This window comes from Pseudomonas sp. Irchel s3f7, assembly GCF_900187615.1.
In the GTDB taxonomy this organism is placed as follows: Bacteria; Pseudomonadota; Gammaproteobacteria; order Pseudomonadales; family Pseudomonadaceae; genus Aquipseudomonas.
This window is the reverse complement of sequence record NZ_FYDO01000003.1, coordinates 124,261-140,339: the sequence shown is the minus strand read 5'-3', so window position 1 is coordinate 140,339 and position 16,079 is coordinate 124,261. Positions and strand designations below refer to the sequence as shown.

Below are 16,079 nucleotides of genomic sequence, written 5' to 3'. Positions count from 1 at the left end.
ATCAGATTGCTGAATGGCCCAGGCAAACCGTGGAAGCGACCGAACCAACTAGCTCAACAAAAACCGAAATAAGGACATGTCCGAAATACTTTAAAAAACTTGGAATTTTCTTGCCGTGGCAACAGTCGGATTTTTTAAGCAGCTCGAATTTATGTCATTCCCGCTGGCTGGTATTGGCATGGTCAATCCACAAACCTATCCACAAGGAAACAGACATGGGCACCATACTTATCATCATTCTGATCCTGCTTCTGATCGGTGGTTTACCGGTCTTCCCACACTCCAGAAGTTGGGGATATGGTCCGTCCGGTATCATCGGCGTAGTGTTGGTAGTGCTGTTGATCCTGCTCTTGCTCGGCAGAATATGACGTTTTTAAAAACAAAAAAAAGAGGCTCTTGAAGAGCCTCTTTTTTATTGCGTCACACGTTAGTCCGGCGTGCCGTTGACCACACCGGCGGTGTTGTCCAGCAGGCTCTTGGTCGCCGTTTGCAAGAACGCTTCGAGTTTGGTTTTCAACTCGGCCGTGCGCGGTGCATTGGGAATAACCTCGGCACGCGGATTAGCGCCCAGTTCGTACTGGTACATCTTCGGCGCCATGTCCTTGTCGCGCGGCAATACCAGAATCTGGTCGGCGGTAATGAACGCAGTGGTCTGTTCGCTGCCCGAAGGCTTGATCACGCCAAAACCAGGGTCGCCTTCAGGCAGGTTGAGAAGGTCGCGCCCCCAGCACTGATGACGCACTTCACCACCGATGCGGCCCATGATGGTCGGCACGAGGTCAATCTGAGTGCCCACTGTGTGGTTACGCTGGCCGAATTTTTCCTGGATGCCCGGTGCGATCATCAGCATCGGTACGTTGAAGCGGCCCAGGTCCATTTCGGTGATCTGGCGCTCGTTACCAAAACCGTGGTCACCGACGATGACAAACAGGGTTTCCTTGAAGTACGGCTCTTTACGCGCCTTTTCAAAGAACTGGCCCAAAGCCCAGTCCGCATAACGCATGGCGGTCAGGTGTTCGTTCAGACTGCCACGATCGGTGACGCGCTCGACCGGCAACGGTGTCGGCAAGGCGTATGGCGTGTGGTTGGACAGGGTTTGCAGCAAGGCATAGAACGGCTTGCCGTTTTCCCGCGCCTTGAGCTCGACCAGACCACGGTCGAACATGTCCTGGTCAGACACGCCCCAGGTCGGATCCGAGAACACCGGGTTAACGAAATCGTTACGGCCGATGAAGTTGGTCATGCCCTGGCTGCTGAAAAAACCGGACTGGTTGTCCCAGGCGAAATCGCCGTTGTAGACATACACATCGTCATATTGACGGGTACTGAGCAGCTGCGGCAGGCCGGACAGCTTGTGGCTGCCTTCCGGGGTCTGCATCAGGTATTCGAAACCCGGCAGGTTCGGGAAGCAGGCCATGGTGGCGAACATACCCTGGTGGGTATGGGTGCCGTTGGAGAAGAAACGGTCGAACAACAGGCCTTCCTTCGACAGCTTGTCGAGGTACGGCGTGATGTTGCCCGGAGCGCCGAGGGCGCCCACCGAGTGACCGGCCATGCTTTCCATCAGGATCACAACGACGTTCTTGATCGGCAGGGTCTTGTCGGCCGGTGGCGTGTAATCGCGACGGACCGCTGCGATCTCGCCATCCACCAGTTTGTCATCGGCCATCACCAGCATGTCACGTACGATTTGTTGGGCTTGTGGCTGTGGCAGCGTGGCTTTCCAGATATTGTCGCGATCTTCGGACATCCGGCTCTTGGCGGCGGCAACCAGAGAAAGCGTACCGTTGAGACCCAGCTGGTTGGCGAAGTTGGAATCTGTGGTGTAGACGTCACCCCAGCGCATCGGCGGGCCTTGACGCAAGGTGCCACGGGCGGCGACGACGCAAATCAGCAGGCAAACCACGAACACGCCAACGCGTGCATACCACGGCGCTACCTTGCGTGTGCTGATGCTGCCGCCGCTGAACGGGCCGCGAGGACGGGTCGCACGGTCGGCGCCCTTGAACGCCATGCTCAGGATCACGGTGCCCACGGCCCATGCCAGCAGGTAGCGGACCACCGGAAAACCGTACCAGAGCATGCTGGCCACGGTTTTCGGGTCTTCCTTGACGTACTGGAAGACCAGACCGTTCAGGCGCTGGTGGAATTCACGGTAGAAGTCCATCTCCATCAGGCCCAGGAACAACGCGATGCTGGAGACGAGGGTCAGCCAGAAACGAAAGAACCCTCGCGCCGCCATGGCCCGGGCACTGAACAGCGCCAGCAACAACGGAATGCTGAGATAGACCACCAGGCGCAGATCAAAACGCAGGCCATTGGTGAATGCTTCGAGAAAGGTCGAGGCCGGGGTGTCGAGGATCATCTCGCGGTTGTAGACCAGCAGCGCGACGCGCAGCAGGCTGAACATGACCATCATGACCAGGGCACACAACAGCGTGTAGGCCAGATGCGATTTGACGGTCGGTTGCAGCAGGCGACTAGAAGCTCGCTGCTGATTCAGGGCGTCCGGGATTGCCATGTCGTTTTAGGACCCATTGGAAGTTGAAGTTTCAAAAAAACAGCGGCGCCTTGCCCTCTTATGGCCAGTACCTGGCCCCGGGGATTGCGCGGTGCGCAAATGTTGCACGATCAACGGCAGCATTGCCATTGATAACTACGCTCACTCAAACGCTGAGTAAGAGCTGCCGGGATGTGTGTCACATCCTGAAGAGCGGGGGCGAATTGTCTTGGAGGCTTGGTGAAAATTTCGTTCAACGAATATTCGGATACAAATTAAAGCGCTGTCGCTTGTGAAAACAGAACGCCCCGAACCGGTCGGGGCGTTTCACAAGCCTGTTCAGCGCAATGGCACCGTTACTTCTCGGCGCGTTCCTTGAGGGCTTTCAACGTATTGAACGGTGCATCCACCACGAACTTGTTGGCCACCATCGACGGCACGTTACCACCCGGTTCGGTGTGTACCTGATAGGTCACTTCGATCTGATCGCCCTTGGGCACGAACTTCCAGAAACCGTCGACTTTGACGACACGGACGAAACCTTTTTCCTCGGGAATGTACTTCGGCACGCCTTCGAGTTTGCGGGTCAGGCTGCCATCGGCACCTTCGATGGTGGTGATGTGCAACACCGAATCACGGGCAGTGACTGGCCACGGCGTGTTGAACTGGGTGTAGGTCCAGCTCTGGTCACCTTCGTGCTTGAGCAACTTCTGGGTTTTGCATTCGTGAATCCAGGCGCAGGCGCCCGCTACGTCTTCCTGCAACGCACGCAGTTTGGCCATGGAGGTCTTCATCAGTGTGACGCCCTGGTAGGCCTTGTAGTCGGAGCCGGCCACTTCACTCAGGGACACCTTGATGCCGTCTTCGTTTTTGGCGACTTTCCAGTCCTCGGCCTGTGCAACCGACGTGACCAGCACGGCCGTCAAACCACACAAAACAGCAATACGATGCAGCGAACCCATAGTCTTATTCCTTATTGTTGAAGTTCCGTCCGTTGAACACATCACGCAGCCGTCATTTGCTCCCACCAGCCTATCAGCCTGATGGCCTCTTCGCTGCTGCTTCCGCATACTTCGGGGTCGGCATCAAACGCCGAACACACCGCGGGCCGCTCCGGTTGCCCGAAAATATTGCACAGGTTCCCGGCCGACAACTGCAGACAGCGTTCACCTGCGGCTTTGCCATTGGGCATTCCGGGAATCGGTGAACTGATGGAAGGGGCAATGCAACAAGCACCACAGCCCTCACGGCATTTCATGACGACAAGCTCCTCGCGACGAGCGATATGTTAAAGGACGCGGCACAGAGTACCCCCTAAAACAGTTGTTTAAAATTACCCGCCGGCGGGTTTTTCAGCGCAAACGGGCGTGACCGGCCAGTCTCCGACAAAGCGTCTGGTCTGAGGCTCACGGATTGGGAGGCGTTACTGTTTGAATTCGAACTCCAGCAACGCACCATCAACCTCACGGCGCTCTTCATTGCGCAACTGCAACTGCATTTCATTGTTGAGCAACTTTCCGTTGAGCTGGAATGGGCTGTTTTTGTCACCGAACATCTCAGGCAACAACGGTTCACGCGGGGACAGCGGCACAGTACCCACCGGTTTCAGCGCCTGGACCATGTCCCGGGGCAGTCTCAAATCCAGGTGAGCGGATGGAAGCCTGGTTTTCGCCACTTCACTGGCCGATTTCGATTTGTGGGCAATGGGAGCACGACTTTTTACCATCTCAGCGCGCTTTTCGGCAGGTTCCGCTGTTTTCACGGGGGTATCGGTCGTCTCTTGTGTCTGCGAACTGCCGTTGGACGACTCGTCCTGCGCGGAAGCGGCAATGGCGGGTGCTGGCTGAACGCTCACTGACAAGCAGATCAACAACCAGGCGGCAGGAAAAGTCGGTTTCATGGACCCAACGGTGCAAACGGCAGAGACGTCTATGCTCGCCTGTTGCAACGGACAAGACAAGCGCGGTCAATGACCGCGCATTTCAGGTCACAGACCGCCAGCCGTCTCCTGGCAGAGCTGGGTGGCCAGCATGCCCAAGGTCATCAGGGCGCGCTCCGCTTCGCGGTTCCACGGGATGCCGCAGTTCAGGCGGATGCAATGATTGAATTGCTCGGTGTTACTGAAAATCAGCCCTGGCGCAATACTGATGCCCTGCTGCAATGCCCGCACGTGCAATTCCTGGGTATTGACCCGTCCCGGCAAACTGACCCACAGAATGAAACCGCCGGTCGGCCGTGTCATCTGCGTGCCTTCCGGGAAGTGCTGCTGCACCGCCAGTTGAAACGCGCTGAGATTTTTACGGTACTCCTGGCGGATGAAACGCAGATGCCGGTCGTACCCGCCATTCTCCAGATACGCCGCAATGCCCATTTGCGTGACACTGCACGCTGAATGGGTGCTGAATGTCTGCAAGCGCTGGATTTCCTGCTGATACTTGCCAGCGATCATCCAGCCGATCCGCACCCCCGGCGACAGGGTTTTGGAGAAGCTCGAGCAATAAATCACCCGGTCCAGCCGATCATAGGCCTTGAGCGATTTGGTGCGCCCCTGCTCGAACATCAGTTCGCCGTAAATGTCGTCCTCGACAATCTGGATATCGAAGTCCGACGCCAGGCGCAGCAGTTGCTTCTGCCGCTCCTCGGGCATGGTGCCCCCCAATGGATTGCTCAGGCGCGTGGTCAGCACCAGCGCTTTGATCGACCACTGGTTGGCGGCCAGTTGCAGGGCTTCGAGACTCATGCCGGTGGACGGGTCGCTGGGGATCTCGATGACCTTCAGACCCAGCAGATCCGCCAGTTGCAGCAAGCCGTAATAGGTCGGCGACTCAGCGGCAATCAAGTCGCCCGGACGGGTCAAGACTCGCAGGGACATCTGCAAGGCATCCACGCAACCGTGGGTGATCACCACTTCCGACGGATCGACCACCACGCCGGCATCGCGCATGCGGATTGCCACTTGTCGACGCAAGGGTTCGAACCCAGGGCTGAACATATAGCTGAACGCGCGCGGGCTGTGGAAACGGGTGACTTTGGCTAATTGCTGATGCAGGGCTCGCACCGGCAAATAGTCGACACTCGGCACGGCAGCGCCTAATGGGAAAACGCCTTCACGACGGGATTCGACCAGGACTTGCTGAATGATGCTGCTGCGGGTGACCAGGCCCGGGCGCTCGACCCGGGCGATATCCGGCGTGGGCGCCGTCAAGGCCGGCGTCTGGTGCACGTAGTAACCCGACTGCGGCCGTGCACGGATCAACCCTTGATCTTCGAGATTGGCGTACGCCTGCAACACCGTTGCATGGCTGACATTGAGCTGCGAGCTCATCTTGCGCACCGAAGGCACGCGCTCTCCCGGTTGATAGACCCCACGGCGGATGTCTTCGGCCAGTTGCTGAGCAATACGTTGGTAGAGCAAGAGATTTGTCATGACGCAGCACTCGATTTCACGGGCATTTTATTCTTGTGTGAAACATTACCGGAACAGTTTAGAAGTGTACTGGGACAGTTGCCACAATAGTCGACCATACAGTGCATTGTCAGCAAAAACTGTACTGTTTTGTGAGTGGATCGGCAGGCGTAAAAAACCCGGCACTGCAGGACAGGCCGGGCTATAGAAGCTGTCGAGTGAAACGCGGCTGCGATCTGTCCAGGCCCACTTGAGTATCAAGCGCAAGATCAAAAGATCGCAGGCTCCGCCCGCTCCTACCTGGCGGCGCCGAGCTGGCCTTTTTCGTCGGAGAACACCATTTCAACCCGACGGTTCTGCGCCCTTCCCCGCTCGGAGGCATTCACCTCTACCGGGTATTCATCGCCATAGCCTTCGACTTGAATGCGTTTGTCATCGATACCCAGATCAATCAGCACATCGGCGACCGATTGCGCACGGTCCCGGGACAGCTTGAGGTTTTCCTGCTTGCCGCCAGTACTGTCGGTATAGCCTTCGATGCGCACGACGCGCTTGGGATTGAGTTGCAGGAACTGCACGATCTTCAACACCACGCGATTGGCCGAAGTTTTCAGTTCCGCCTCACCGGTGTCGAACAGCATGTCGCCCAACGTCATCACCAGGCCTCGGTCAGTCTGGGCCGTGGTCAAGGCGAGAATCTGCTCTTCGAGCCATTTTCCCTGCTGCTGCACGCTGAACAGTTTGGATTCACGCAAGGCCAATTGCAGCCGCTGGCGTTCCAGCTCGAGCTTCGCTGCACGCTCCTCGTTGAGCACCTGATTGGTGTGCTCCCTGGCAATTTCGCTGTAGCGCTGGCTCAGATACGCGTAGTGCACAACATCCGTGCCGCTGCCCCAGTAACTGGACAAGCGATCGGCGCGGGCCAGGGATTCACCGGCACGAATCACATCCTTGGGAGCGATACGCAGCACATTGGAATCTTCCTTGACCTTCTGGAAGTCGGTACTGGCTTGCTGTATTGCGACCTCGCTGCGCTGACCTGCGCAGCCATAAAGACTCGCACAACCCGCCAGCATCAAACCGAAGAGCGCTTTGTTCTTGAGGCTCATTGGGCATCTCCCAACTGCTTGCGCAGGCGGGTGATGCGGGTGTCTAGCACGTGCAACTGCTCCTCGCTCTTGAGCGTCAGCACTTTGGCTTCGGCCAGACGCGCATCAAGCTCGGCCTGCTCCGCGCGCATGCGCGCATTTTTGAAGGAATCGTCGGCCATGCTGCCTTTGGCGCGGTTGTACTTGTCTTCGGCCAGTTTCATTTCCGGCACATCGTCGGCATTGGCGCCTACGGCCTTGGCTTGTTCAAGTGCCTGCTCAGTCAGGCGCATTTGTTCATTCGGCGCCGGATCGGCTGCACAACCCGCCAGAGCCAAAAGGGCCAGGGCAGCAAAAAGAGGTCGAATACTCACTAAAAATCCCTACTGTTTTGGGGTACTGACGGGTTGCAGCGGCGCTTGCTTCTGTTGCGCGGTCCAGCGCTCGATATTGCGTTGCAGCATGGCCTCCGTCAGTCCGGACGCGGGCAATTCTGTCATCTTTTTGGCCAGCTGTCCGCGCAACCACGGATCGTTGCAGGCGGAGTTATGGGAAACCGCCAGGTACAGGCCCGGCTTGTCGACAGGTTGCAGGCGAGCGACCAGGTCGTTGGCCATGCCCAATGTCTGCGCCATCGCCATACCTGAGTAGCGCCCGGCCAGGACGAATTCCACCTCACTCAAAAGCAGTTTCTGAAAGGCTTGGGTCAGGTTGGCTGTACGGACGAGGGTCAATTGCTGCTCGGCGAAAGTGGCAAATCCCGAGGTCAATCGAGACTTTTCCGACACGGCACCGGAATGACCGTGCAGATCCTGTGCCTCGTTGTAGACCAGCGCGGAATCCTTGCGGGTCCAGACCAGGTAATCGTTTTCCAGCAGAGGGGGATGAATGTAGTCCAGCGTTTCCAGTTCTTTAACCGTCAACGGCGCGTCCGCCAGCATGTCCATGCGCCCGCTGCGCACTTCGTCCAGAGCCTGGGAGCGTTTGCCGGCGTAAAGCAATTCGACCTTGATTCCCAACTCCCCCGCCACGTGCCGCAACAAATCAGCACTGGCACCGATCAGGTGCCTGGGGTTTTGTGGGTCTTGCCACAGATACGGTGGCGCATCAGGGCTGCCGGTCACCACCAGGCGCTCGCACTTTCCCGCGGCAAACGAAAGCGCCGGTAATAGCGCCAATCCCAGCAAACTCCAGACAAAACGCAGATCCATGGCAATACACTCCTCTCAATCCCGCTTATGCCATCTACGAAAAAACTGCAAAAAAAAGCCCGACCAAAAGGTCGGGCTCTTTATAAGTGAAGCAGCCGGTTTAGACCAGCTTCTCCAGCTCAGGGATAGCTTCGAACAGGTCTGCCACCAGGCCGTAATCGGCCACCTGGAAGATCGGCGCTTCTTCGTCCTTGTTGATCGCGACGATCACTTTGGAGTCTTTCATGCCGGCCAGGTGCTGGATCGCGCCGGAAATACCGACGGCGATGTACAGCTGAGGAGCAACGATCTTGCCGGTCTGACCGACCTGCATGTCGTTCGGTACGAAACCTGCGTCGACCGCGGCGCGGGAAGCACCAACGGCAGCGCCCAGCTTGTCGGCCAAGGCGTACAGGTGTTTGAAGTTGTCGCCGTTCTGCATGCCGCGGCCGCCGGAAACGACGATCTTGGCAGCGGTCAGTTCCGGACGATCGGACTTGGCCAGCTCTTCGCCAACGAAGCTGGAGATGCCAGCGTCGTGGGCAGCGCCAACCGCTTCAACGGCAGCGGAGCCGCCTTCAGCTGCAACCGGGTCGAAACCGGTAGCACGCACGGTGATGACTTTGACTGCTGCGTTCGACTGAACGGTAGCGATGGCGTTACCGGCGTAGATCGGACGCTTGAAAGTGTCAGCGCTTTCTACCGAGATGATCTCGGAGATCTGATCAACGTCCAGTGCAGCGGCAACGCGCGGCAGGATGTTTTTGCCGTTGGAAGTAGCGGCAGCCAGGATATGGCTGTAGCCCTTGCCCAACTCTGCCACCAGAGGAGCGACGTTTTCCGGCAGCTGGTGCGCGTAGGCGGCGTTGTCAGCTACCAATACTTTGCTCACGCCAGCGATTTTTGCAGCGGCTTCAGCCACGGCACCAACACCCTGGCCAGCGACCAGAACGTGGATGTCGCCACCGATTTTGGCGGCAGCAGCAACGGTGTTCAGGGTGGCAGGCGCCACAACCTTGTTGTCGTGCTCAGCGATTACCAAGATAGTCATGATTAGATTACCTTCGCTTCGTTTTTCAGTTTCTCGACCAGTTCAGCCACCGACTTGACCTTGATACCCGCGCTGCGTGCAGCAGGCGCTTCGACTTTCACGGTCTTGTTGGTGGAGGCGGTGGAAACGCCCAAAGCATCCGGAGTCAGTACTTCGAGAGGCTTCTTCTTGGCTTTCATGATGTTTGGCAGAGACGCGTAGCGCGGCTCGTTCAAACGCAGATCGGTGGTGACGATGGCCGGCAGCTTCAGGGAAACTGTCTGCGCGCCGCCGTCGACTTCCCGGGTAACAGCAACGCTGTCGCCGCTGATTTCGACTTTCGAAGCGAACGTGCCCTGACCGTAGCCGCTCAATGCTGCGAGCATCTGGCCAGTCTGGTTGTTGTCGCTGTCGATGGCTTGCTTGCCAAGGATCACCAGCTGAGGCTGTTCCTTGTCGACAACAGCTTTCAACAGTTTGGCAACGGCCAGGGAAGTCAGATCTTCGGCGGATTCGACGAGGATGGCGCGGTCGGCACCCAGAGCCAGCGCGGTGCGCAGTTGCTCTTGAGCGGTGGACGGGCCAACGGAGACGACGACGATTTCAGTCGCAACACCTTTTTCTTTCAGGCGTACGGCTTCTTCAACGGCGATCTCGCAGAACGGGTTCATCGACATCTTGACGTTGGCAAGATCGACGCCGGAATTGTCCGCCTTGACGCGAACTTTCACGTTGTAATCCACAACGCGTTTGACAGCTACAAGAACCTTCATGGATTCCTCGTTACTCTCCGGTGAAAAGAAAGTCGCCTAGGCGAACCTGGCGGTTGATGCTCATCGGGCGCAAGGGCACCTCCAAAAACGCCGGCAAAGGTGTCAAGTGACCATCGCTCATGATGTGGATGACCATTCGTCAGTCGTGACCGACGAGTCATTCAATACCGCGGCGTGTAAACTGCGCGCCAAAGCTGCGCTGCACATCACTCTCTACTGCCATCGCCCTGTCTTTAGAGGTGCTCTTGAAGCCACCAGTCAGCCTACGGCGAGCGCAAAACCGACCGTATCTTGACCGGAACGCCTATTCCGGTCAATACGCCAAAATAGCCGTTCATAAGGCGCGTGACTTTGATTTCTCTGGGCTTGAGCCAATTCAAACAAACGTTTGTATTGGACGCTGGGAGTGGTGTAGATATAATGCGCCACCCAGAGAGAAAGGTGGTCAATCGTTTGTCCGCTTTCGGCATCACGCCGGGATTCATGGATGCGACACCAAACTCCAATTAGAAAAAAAACTGTTGAGCCTTGAGTAGGAGATAACCTGTGGAACGCGAATACATGGAATTCGACGTGGTCATCGTCGGTGCCGGCCCCGCTGGTCTTTCCGCTGCCTGCCGCTTGAAGCAGAAGGCTGCTGAAGCCGGTAAGGAAATCAGCGTCTGCGTGGTCGAAAAAGGCTCCGAAGTCGGTGCTCACATTCTGTCCGGTGCCGTGTTTGAACCACGCGCCCTGAACGAACTGTTCCCGGACTGGAAAGAACTCGGCGCGCCGTTGAACACGCCGGTTACCCGCGACGACATCTTCGTGCTCAAGAACGCCGAAAGCGCGCAGAAAGTGCCTGACTTCTTTGTGCCCAAGACCATGCACAACGAAGGCAACTACATCATCTCCCTGGGCAACCTGTGCCGCTGGCTGGCCCAGCAGGCCGAGAACCTGGGCGTGGAAATCTACCCGGGCTTCGCCGCTCAGGAAGCGCTGATCGACGAAAACGGCGTGGTTCGCGGGATCATCACCGGTGATCTTGGCGTTGACCGCGAAGGTCACCCGAAAGAAGGCTTGTACACCCCTGGCATGGAACTGCGTGGCAAGTACACGCTGTTCGCCGAAGGTTGCCGTGGCCACATCGGCAAGCAGCTGATCAAGCGCTTCAACCTGGACACTGACGCTGACGCCCAGCATTACGGCATCGGCCTGAAAGAAATCTGGGAAGTCGACCCGGCCAAGCATCAGCCAGGCCTGGTAGTGCACACCGCCGGTTGGCCGATGGACATCATGGGCACCGAGAACACCGGCGGCTCGTTCCTCTATCACCTGGAAAACAACCAGGTTGTAGTCGGCCTGATCGTCGACCTGTCCTACAGCAACACCTACCTGTCGCCGTTCGACGAGTTCCAGCGCCTCAAGCATCACCCGGTGCTCAAGCAGCACCTGGAAGGCGGCAAGCGCATCAGCTACGGCGCTCGCGCGATCTGCAAGGGCGGCCTGAACTCGCTGCCGAAGATGGTCTTCAAGGGCGGCGCGCTGATCGGTTGCGACCTCGGCACCCTGAACTTCGCCAAGATCAAAGGCAGCCACACCGCGATGAAGTCCGGCATGCTCGCCGCTGAATCGGTGGCTGATGCACTGTTCGCCGACAAGGACGGCAGCGAAGAACTGACCACTTACGTGGAAGCGTTCAAGAACAGCTGGCTGCACGAAGAACTGTTCGCCAGCCGTAACTTCGGCCCGGCGATCCACAAGTTCGGCGCCATTGTCGGTGGTGGTTTCAACTGGCTCGACCAGAACATCTTCGGCGGCAAACTGCCGTTCACCCTGCACGACAACAAGCCGGACTACGCCTGCCTCAAGCTCGCGGCCGACTGCAAGAAGATTGACTACCCGAAACCGGACGGCAAGATCAGCTTCGACAAATTGAGCTCGGTGTTCATCTCCGGCACCAACCACGAAGAAGAGCAGCCGTGCCACCTGAAGCTGACCGATCCAAGCATCCCGATCAGCAAGAACCTGCCCCTGTACGATGAGCCTGCTCAGCGTTACTGCCCGGCAGGCGTGTACGAAGTGATCACCAAGGAAGACGGCGAGAAGCGCTTCCAGATCAACGCCCAGAACTGCGTTCACTGCAAGACCTGCGACATTAAGGATCCTGCTCAGAACATCACTTGGGTGACGCCGGAAGGCGCTGGCGGCCCGACTTACCCGAACATGTAAGCCGAACCGCGAACATCAAGGCTCCCGAAATGGGGGCCTTTTTGTTGCCTGCGATTTAGCGGATATTCGCGTTCCCTGCAGGCGTTGGCGAACGCCGCGATCGTCTAAAAACTTCAGTTACCCGAAGCAAAATCCCGCAACACCGCCCCATCCATCCGATACCGAACCCACTCCTCCTGTGGCTGCGCGCCCAACGATTTGTAGAAATCGATGGCCGGTGTATTCCACTCCAGCACACTCCACTCAAACCGCCCGCAATCATTGGCGCAGGCGATTTTTGCCAAATGACGCAGCAGGGTTTTGCCTGCACCGCCGCCGCGCTGTTCCGGGGTGATGTAAAGGTCCTCGAGGTACAAGCAGTTGCTACCCAGCCATGTCGAATAGCTGAAGAAGAACACCGCGAAACCGATCGGCAAACCGTCGCGCAAGCAGATCAGGCCATGGGCCGTGGCGCCTTCGCTGAACAGGCTGCGTTCGATGTCGGTGACGCTGGCGATGACTTCATGACGGGCACGTTCGTAGTCGGCCAGTTCAGTGATGAACGCGAGGATTTGCGGTGCATCACTGGGGGTCGCCGGGCGGATTTCGATCGTCATGGACGTGCCTTGTCAAAAGTTGAAAACGCCATACTAAGGCGATGCGTGGTTTGTGGCGATAGCGCTTATCTGTCGGGATAGTGCTTATTTGTGGCGAGGGAGCTTGCTCCCGTCGGCTTGCGAAGCAGGCCCCTACTATTCAACCGAGCTCCCAAAAAATGCAGCGTTTTTATTGGGGTCGCTGCGCGTCCCAGCGGGAGCAAGCTCCCTCGCCACAAAAGCTCAAACACCACGCTTACTCCGGCCAACACTAACCCTGGAATCGATAACCTCGGACCTAACATCCCGACCTTGCATGGTTAGATAGACAAGCTGCTCATTTACCCGGTCAAGGAACCGCGTCATGTCGACCGCAACACCTCAAGTTTCACGCAAATTGTTCGGCCTGTTTTGCCTCGCCAGTTACCTGCTCTCGCTGTCCTATGGCTCGACGTTTTTGTTGTCGCTGTTGATCGGTTCGCGCGGCGGTAACGAGCACGATGCGGGCAGTGTGATTTCGGCGGCGATGCTCAGCACGTTTGTGGCGGTGATTGTTTCCGGGCACTTGTCCGATCTGCTTGGTGCTGCGCGTTCAGTGGCGCTGTTCGGTGGGTTGCTGGTAGTCGCCAGTCTGGGTTTCGCATTGACGCCGGGGTTTGGCCATCTGCTGCTGTTTTTCGGATTGTTGCTGGGGGCGGGCTGGGGCGTGTTCTACACCCTCGGTCCGATCATCGTGGCGAGCCTGGTGACGCCAGCCCAGCGCGCCAAATACTTCGCGTTGCTCTCGGGCAGCATGATGACCGGAATCGGTAGCGGACCATTGCTCGGCCGCGCGGCGAGTGCGCTTGGCTATCCGGTGACGGCGGCGTTTTACCTGGCGGCGCTGGCCAGCCTGATCGGCGTTCTGCTGTTCTGGCGGCTGGATCGACAGCTGAAACAGACGCCGACGCCATCGACCAGCGTATCGCGGATTTCCTGGCGTACGGCGGGCCAGGTGCTGTCGTCCAAGGCCGTATTTGCGATCATCATGGTCGGCCTCGGCGGTTGCGTGTTCGGCGGGCTGTCGAGTTTCCAGACCAGCTATGCAGCGGCGCGCTCCCTCGACTATTCGTTGTTTTTCCTCGGCTTCATGAGCGCAGCGATCAGTGGGCGCATGCTGATTGCGGGTTTCGTGGTCAAACGCGATCCGTTTCGTGCGTCCTGCCTGCTCTCGGGCCTGATGCTGGGTTCGATCCTGATGTTTGGTTTTGTCGTCGACGACGGCCCCAGTTATTTGCTCGCCGCGGTGATGCTCGGGGTCGGTTATGGTCTGACCTATTCGGTGATCAACGGCCTGGCCGCCAACGAAGCGCCGAACGGCACCACCTCGCAATCCCTGTTGCTGTTCAGCCTGTCGTACTTCATCGGCGTGTTTGGCTTTCCGCTGCTGGCAGGAAAGATCATCGTCGAACACGGCATGTCTACACTGCTGCTCACGGTGTTGGTCGTTGCTTTGCTCAACTGGCTGATTACCGTGGGCCGGTTGATCTGGCGTCGGGCAACCATCGCCAAGGCATTGCAACAGGCCTGAGCCGTTCGTCGCTCATTTGGCACCCCTTCAGATCGAGGGTGGACTAATCAGACAGGACCCTCTTCGTTGGAGACGACACCATGAGCCTGTCCAGACTGACCGCCCTCGCCCTCACTGCGTTGTTGTCCTCTGTCGCACTCGCCGGCGCTATCGGCTCCAGCACGGGCCCGACCAACCCGGTAGAAAAACCCAAGGCGCCTGCCATCCAGAGCGCCCCGGGGATGAACACCGACGGCACGGATGTCGACATCAACCTGCCACCCGCCACCGGTACCGATCCACGGATGCAGGGCAACGATGCGGGCCGTCAGGACGGTTTGAATGTGCCGGACACCACATCGCCCAGCGAGGGTGGACTCGGCTCAAGCACCACCGACAATAAAAAAGGCGGCATGAGCCAATAGCTGCCCAGACTTCAGAAGCCAGGAGAAATCCCATGCCTGCAAGCAGCCGTTGATTGAGGCGTTGCGCAAGGCGGTTTATGACCAAATCAGGTGTTGCGTTGCAGGACCCCATCGCAAGCAGGCTTGATCCCACAGTGTCAGGCTCAGGGTTCGAGACCGATGCGGAAAAACTCGCCGCCACTCCACACGCCGAGCCAGCGCTGCCCGTCGATCTCGCGACTGACCGCCAGCTCCACCAGTTGGTAGAACACGTTGCGGTGAATCAGCGCTTCGAGATTGGTCCGCACATGAACGTAGGGCGCCGGTTCTTGAGTCTCCGGATCGATCACCACGCGAATCGGGTGTTCAGCCCCAGCTTCCGTGGTCTCCTCGACATTGGTGGTAAAGCGCAGGAGTTGTGCCTCGCCCTCACCTTCCACGTCCACGGCAATCGCCACGAACGGCGCATCGTCGACCTTGATGCCGACTTTCTCGACCGGGGTAATGAGGAAATAATCATCGCCGTCGCGGCGGATGATGGTGGAGAACAACTTGACCATCGGCTTGCGCCCGATCGGCGTGCCCAGGTAATACCAGGTGCCGTCGCGGGCGATGCGCATGTCGATGTCGCCGCAGAAGTCGGGATTCCACAGGTGGACCGGCGGCAAGCCTTTGGTCTTGGGGATTTGCCCCAGCAGGTCGTTGGCTTTTTGCGGGCCACTCATGGCGTTCTCCTTGGATTTACTGGTCGCTGAGCCCCAGCAGGCTGCGCGCATATTGTTCCAGCGGCGGGCCCATGAGGTCTTCGGGTTTTTCGTCGTGGAACGTCAGCAAACCGCCACGACTCTTGATATGCGCAGTATCAATCAAATACTGGGTGCTGGTCTCGATCAACATGATTTGAATCACGCCGCTGTCGATGCCGAGGCGATCCAGCGCTTCCTGATCCAGCCACTCGTCCGAGTTGCCGATACGGTCGTCTGACTTGGCAAAACGCGTGTAAAGCAGATAGTGGGCGCCGACGGCACGGGCTTCACTCATGGCCTGGTCGAGTCCTTCGGGGACACGGGCACGGCGTACCATTGGGAAGTATTCGACAAAGCCATCGAAGGCAACTTCGGCAATCACGTTAGGGCGCGGATAAACAGTGCTGCCCGGTGGCATGAACGCACCCTGGGCAATATAGACGAAGGAGTCGGGCTGAATGCGCAGGTTATTCACGCGACGGCTGTCGCTGTGGTCGAGCACCCCTGCATCGCTCATATGGTAACGGGTCATTTCGGCCATATCGCTGACGTTCATGCAGCCACCAAGCGCCAAAACGGCCAGCAGCAAAACCAGGCTACGCATCCT

Annotated in this window: 17 protein-coding genes; 4 read left to right on the top strand and 13 right to left on the bottom strand. The window is 58.1% G+C overall.

The window, feature by feature from the left end; genetic code table 11:
- Positions 1-215 precede the first annotated feature (215 nt).
- A complete protein-coding gene (locus CKW19_RS03690) occupies positions 216-368 on the top strand; it encodes a DUF3309 family protein (protein WP_007973689.1) in 153 nt (50 codons plus the stop codon).
- A gap of 59 nt (positions 369-427) precedes the next feature.
- Here the strand turns inward: CKW19_RS03690 and CKW19_RS03685 are convergent, their stop codons facing one another.
- The 10 genes from CKW19_RS03685 to CKW19_RS03640 form a co-directional block, all read right to left on the bottom strand.
- Complete coding sequence (locus CKW19_RS03685; protein WP_095056641.1) at positions 428-2,521, bottom strand: LTA synthase family protein; 2,094 nt, start codon at positions 2,519-2,521, stop codon at positions 428-430.
- 335 nt (positions 2,522-2,856) lie between these two features.
- Complete coding sequence (locus tag CKW19_RS03680) at positions 2,857-3,462, bottom strand: START domain-containing protein (RefSeq protein WP_095056640.1); 606 nt, start codon at positions 3,460-3,462, stop codon at positions 2,857-2,859.
- Between the two features lie 41 nt (positions 3,463-3,503).
- Positions 3,504-3,758 carry a YkgJ family cysteine cluster protein gene (locus CKW19_RS03675; RefSeq protein ID WP_095056639.1) on the bottom strand — a complete coding sequence of 85 codons (255 nt, stop codon included), beginning with the start codon at positions 3,756-3,758 and terminating at the stop codon, positions 3,504-3,506.
- Between the two features lie 165 nt (positions 3,759-3,923).
- Positions 3,924-4,400, bottom strand: coding sequence for a translation initiation factor 2 (locus tag CKW19_RS03670; RefSeq protein WP_095056638.1), 477 nt, complete (start codon positions 4,398-4,400; stop codon positions 3,924-3,926).
- An 87-nt stretch (positions 4,401-4,487) separates the two neighbouring features.
- Entirely contained in the window at positions 4,488-5,927 is a 1,440-nt protein-coding gene (locus CKW19_RS03665) for a PLP-dependent aminotransferase family protein (protein ID WP_095056637.1), read from the bottom strand.
- 275 nt (positions 5,928-6,202) lie between these two features.
- Complete coding sequence (locus CKW19_RS03660; protein ID WP_095056636.1) at positions 6,203-7,015, bottom strand: OmpA family protein; 813 nt, start codon at positions 7,013-7,015, stop codon at positions 6,203-6,205.
- Positions 7,012-7,368, bottom strand: a complete 357-nt coding sequence (locus tag CKW19_RS03655) for a DUF4398 domain-containing protein (protein WP_095056635.1) — start codon at positions 7,366-7,368, stop codon at positions 7,012-7,014. The genes CKW19_RS03660 and CKW19_RS03655 overlap by 4 nt, the downstream gene beginning before the upstream one ends.
- Before the next feature lie 9 nt (positions 7,369-7,377).
- Positions 7,378-8,205 carry an ABC transporter substrate-binding protein gene (locus tag CKW19_RS03650; protein ID WP_095056634.1) on the bottom strand — a complete coding sequence of 276 codons (828 nt, stop codon included), beginning with the start codon at positions 8,203-8,205 and terminating at the stop codon, positions 7,378-7,380.
- 100 nt (positions 8,206-8,305) lie between these two features.
- Positions 8,306-9,235 (bottom strand): electron transfer flavoprotein subunit alpha/FixB family protein, encoded by a 930-nt coding sequence (locus tag CKW19_RS03645; protein ID WP_057713740.1) that lies wholly within the window; start codon positions 9,233-9,235, stop codon positions 8,306-8,308.
- 2 nt (positions 9,236-9,237) lie between these two features.
- Entirely contained in the window at positions 9,238-9,987 is a 750-nt protein-coding gene (locus CKW19_RS03640) for an electron transfer flavoprotein subunit beta/FixA family protein (RefSeq protein WP_007945693.1), read from the bottom strand.
- A 546-nt stretch (positions 9,988-10,533) separates the two neighbouring features.
- Here CKW19_RS03640 and CKW19_RS03635 point away from each other — a divergent pair.
- Positions 10,534-12,198: an electron transfer flavoprotein-ubiquinone oxidoreductase gene (locus CKW19_RS03635; RefSeq protein WP_095056633.1), complete on the top strand. Its 1,665-nt coding sequence runs from the start codon at positions 10,534-10,536 to the stop codon at positions 12,196-12,198.
- Positions 12,199-12,311: 113 nt separating this feature from the next.
- Here CKW19_RS03635 and CKW19_RS03630 read toward each other — a convergent pair whose 3' ends face one another.
- Positions 12,312-12,794 carry a GNAT family N-acetyltransferase gene (locus CKW19_RS03630; RefSeq protein ID WP_095056632.1) on the bottom strand — a complete coding sequence of 161 codons (483 nt, stop codon included), beginning with the start codon at positions 12,792-12,794 and terminating at the stop codon, positions 12,312-12,314.
- Positions 12,795-13,137: 343 nt separating this feature from the next.
- On the opposite strand from CKW19_RS03630, the gene CKW19_RS03625 reads away from it, so the two are divergent.
- Positions 13,138-14,343, top strand: a complete 1,206-nt coding sequence (locus tag CKW19_RS03625) for an MFS transporter (protein WP_095056631.1) — start codon at positions 13,138-13,140, stop codon at positions 14,341-14,343.
- Between the two features lie 80 nt (positions 14,344-14,423).
- Positions 14,424-14,747, top strand: coding sequence for a hypothetical protein (locus CKW19_RS03620; RefSeq protein WP_095056630.1), 324 nt, complete (start codon positions 14,424-14,426; stop codon positions 14,745-14,747).
- Positions 14,748-14,890: 143 nt separating this feature from the next.
- On the opposite strand, the gene CKW19_RS03615 is transcribed toward CKW19_RS03620, so the two are convergent.
- Together CKW19_RS03615 and CKW19_RS03610 are read right to left on the bottom strand one after the other, a co-directional pair.
- Positions 14,891-15,451: a DUF1285 domain-containing protein gene (locus tag CKW19_RS03615; protein ID WP_095056629.1), complete on the bottom strand. Its 561-nt coding sequence runs from the start codon at positions 15,449-15,451 to the stop codon at positions 14,891-14,893.
- 16 nt (positions 15,452-15,467) lie between these two features.
- Positions 15,468-16,076, bottom strand: coding sequence for a DUF4823 domain-containing protein (locus CKW19_RS03610; protein WP_095056628.1), 609 nt, complete (start codon positions 16,074-16,076; stop codon positions 15,468-15,470).
- Positions 16,077-16,079: the final 3 nt, after the last annotated feature.

What these genes read in the sequence shown, in the direction of transcription:
- CKW19_RS03650 (WP_095056634.1), bottom strand. Translation starts at nt 8,205, where the DNA reads ATGGATCTGCGTTTTGTCTGGAGTTTGCTGGGATTGGCGCTATTACCG.
- CKW19_RS03675 (WP_095056639.1), bottom strand. Translation starts at nt 3,758, where the DNA reads ATGAAATGCCGTGAGGGCTGTGGTGCTTGTTGCATTGCCCCTTCCATC.
- CKW19_RS03645 (WP_057713740.1), bottom strand. Translation starts at nt 9,235, where the DNA reads ATGACTATCTTGGTAATCGCTGAGCACGACAACAAGGTTGTGGCGCCT.
- CKW19_RS03640 (WP_007945693.1), bottom strand. Translation starts at nt 9,987, where the DNA reads ATGAAGGTTCTTGTAGCTGTCAAACGCGTTGTGGATTACAACGTGAAA.
- CKW19_RS03680 (WP_095056640.1), bottom strand. Translation starts at nt 3,462, where the DNA reads ATGGGTTCGCTGCATCGTATTGCTGTTTTGTGTGGTTTGACGGCCGTG.
- CKW19_RS03660 (WP_095056636.1), bottom strand. Translation starts at nt 7,015, where the DNA reads ATGAGCCTCAAGAACAAAGCGCTCTTCGGTTTGATGCTGGCGGGTTGT.
- CKW19_RS03670 (WP_095056638.1), bottom strand. Translation starts at nt 4,400, where the DNA reads ATGAAACCGACTTTTCCTGCCGCCTGGTTGTTGATCTGCTTGTCAGTG.
- CKW19_RS03665 (WP_095056637.1), bottom strand. Translation starts at nt 5,927, where the DNA reads ATGACAAATCTCTTGCTCTACCAACGTATTGCTCAGCAACTGGCCGAA.
- CKW19_RS03690 (WP_007973689.1), top strand. Translation starts at nt 216, where the DNA reads ATGGGCACCATACTTATCATCATTCTGATCCTGCTTCTGATCGGTGGT.
- CKW19_RS03620 (WP_095056630.1), top strand. Translation starts at nt 14,424, where the DNA reads ATGAGCCTGTCCAGACTGACCGCCCTCGCCCTCACTGCGTTGTTGTCC.
- CKW19_RS03615 (WP_095056629.1), bottom strand. Translation starts at nt 15,451, where the DNA reads ATGAGTGGCCCGCAAAAAGCCAACGACCTGCTGGGGCAAATCCCCAAG.
- CKW19_RS03630 (WP_095056632.1), bottom strand. Translation starts at nt 12,794, where the DNA reads ATGACGATCGAAATCCGCCCGGCGACCCCCAGTGATGCACCGCAAATC.
- CKW19_RS03685 (WP_095056641.1), bottom strand. Translation starts at nt 2,521, where the DNA reads ATGGCAATCCCGGACGCCCTGAATCAGCAGCGAGCTTCTAGTCGCCTG.
- CKW19_RS03625 (WP_095056631.1), top strand. Translation starts at nt 13,138, where the DNA reads ATGTCGACCGCAACACCTCAAGTTTCACGCAAATTGTTCGGCCTGTTT.
- CKW19_RS03610 (WP_095056628.1), bottom strand. Translation starts at nt 16,076, where the DNA reads ATGCGTAGCCTGGTTTTGCTGCTGGCCGTTTTGGCGCTTGGTGGCTGC.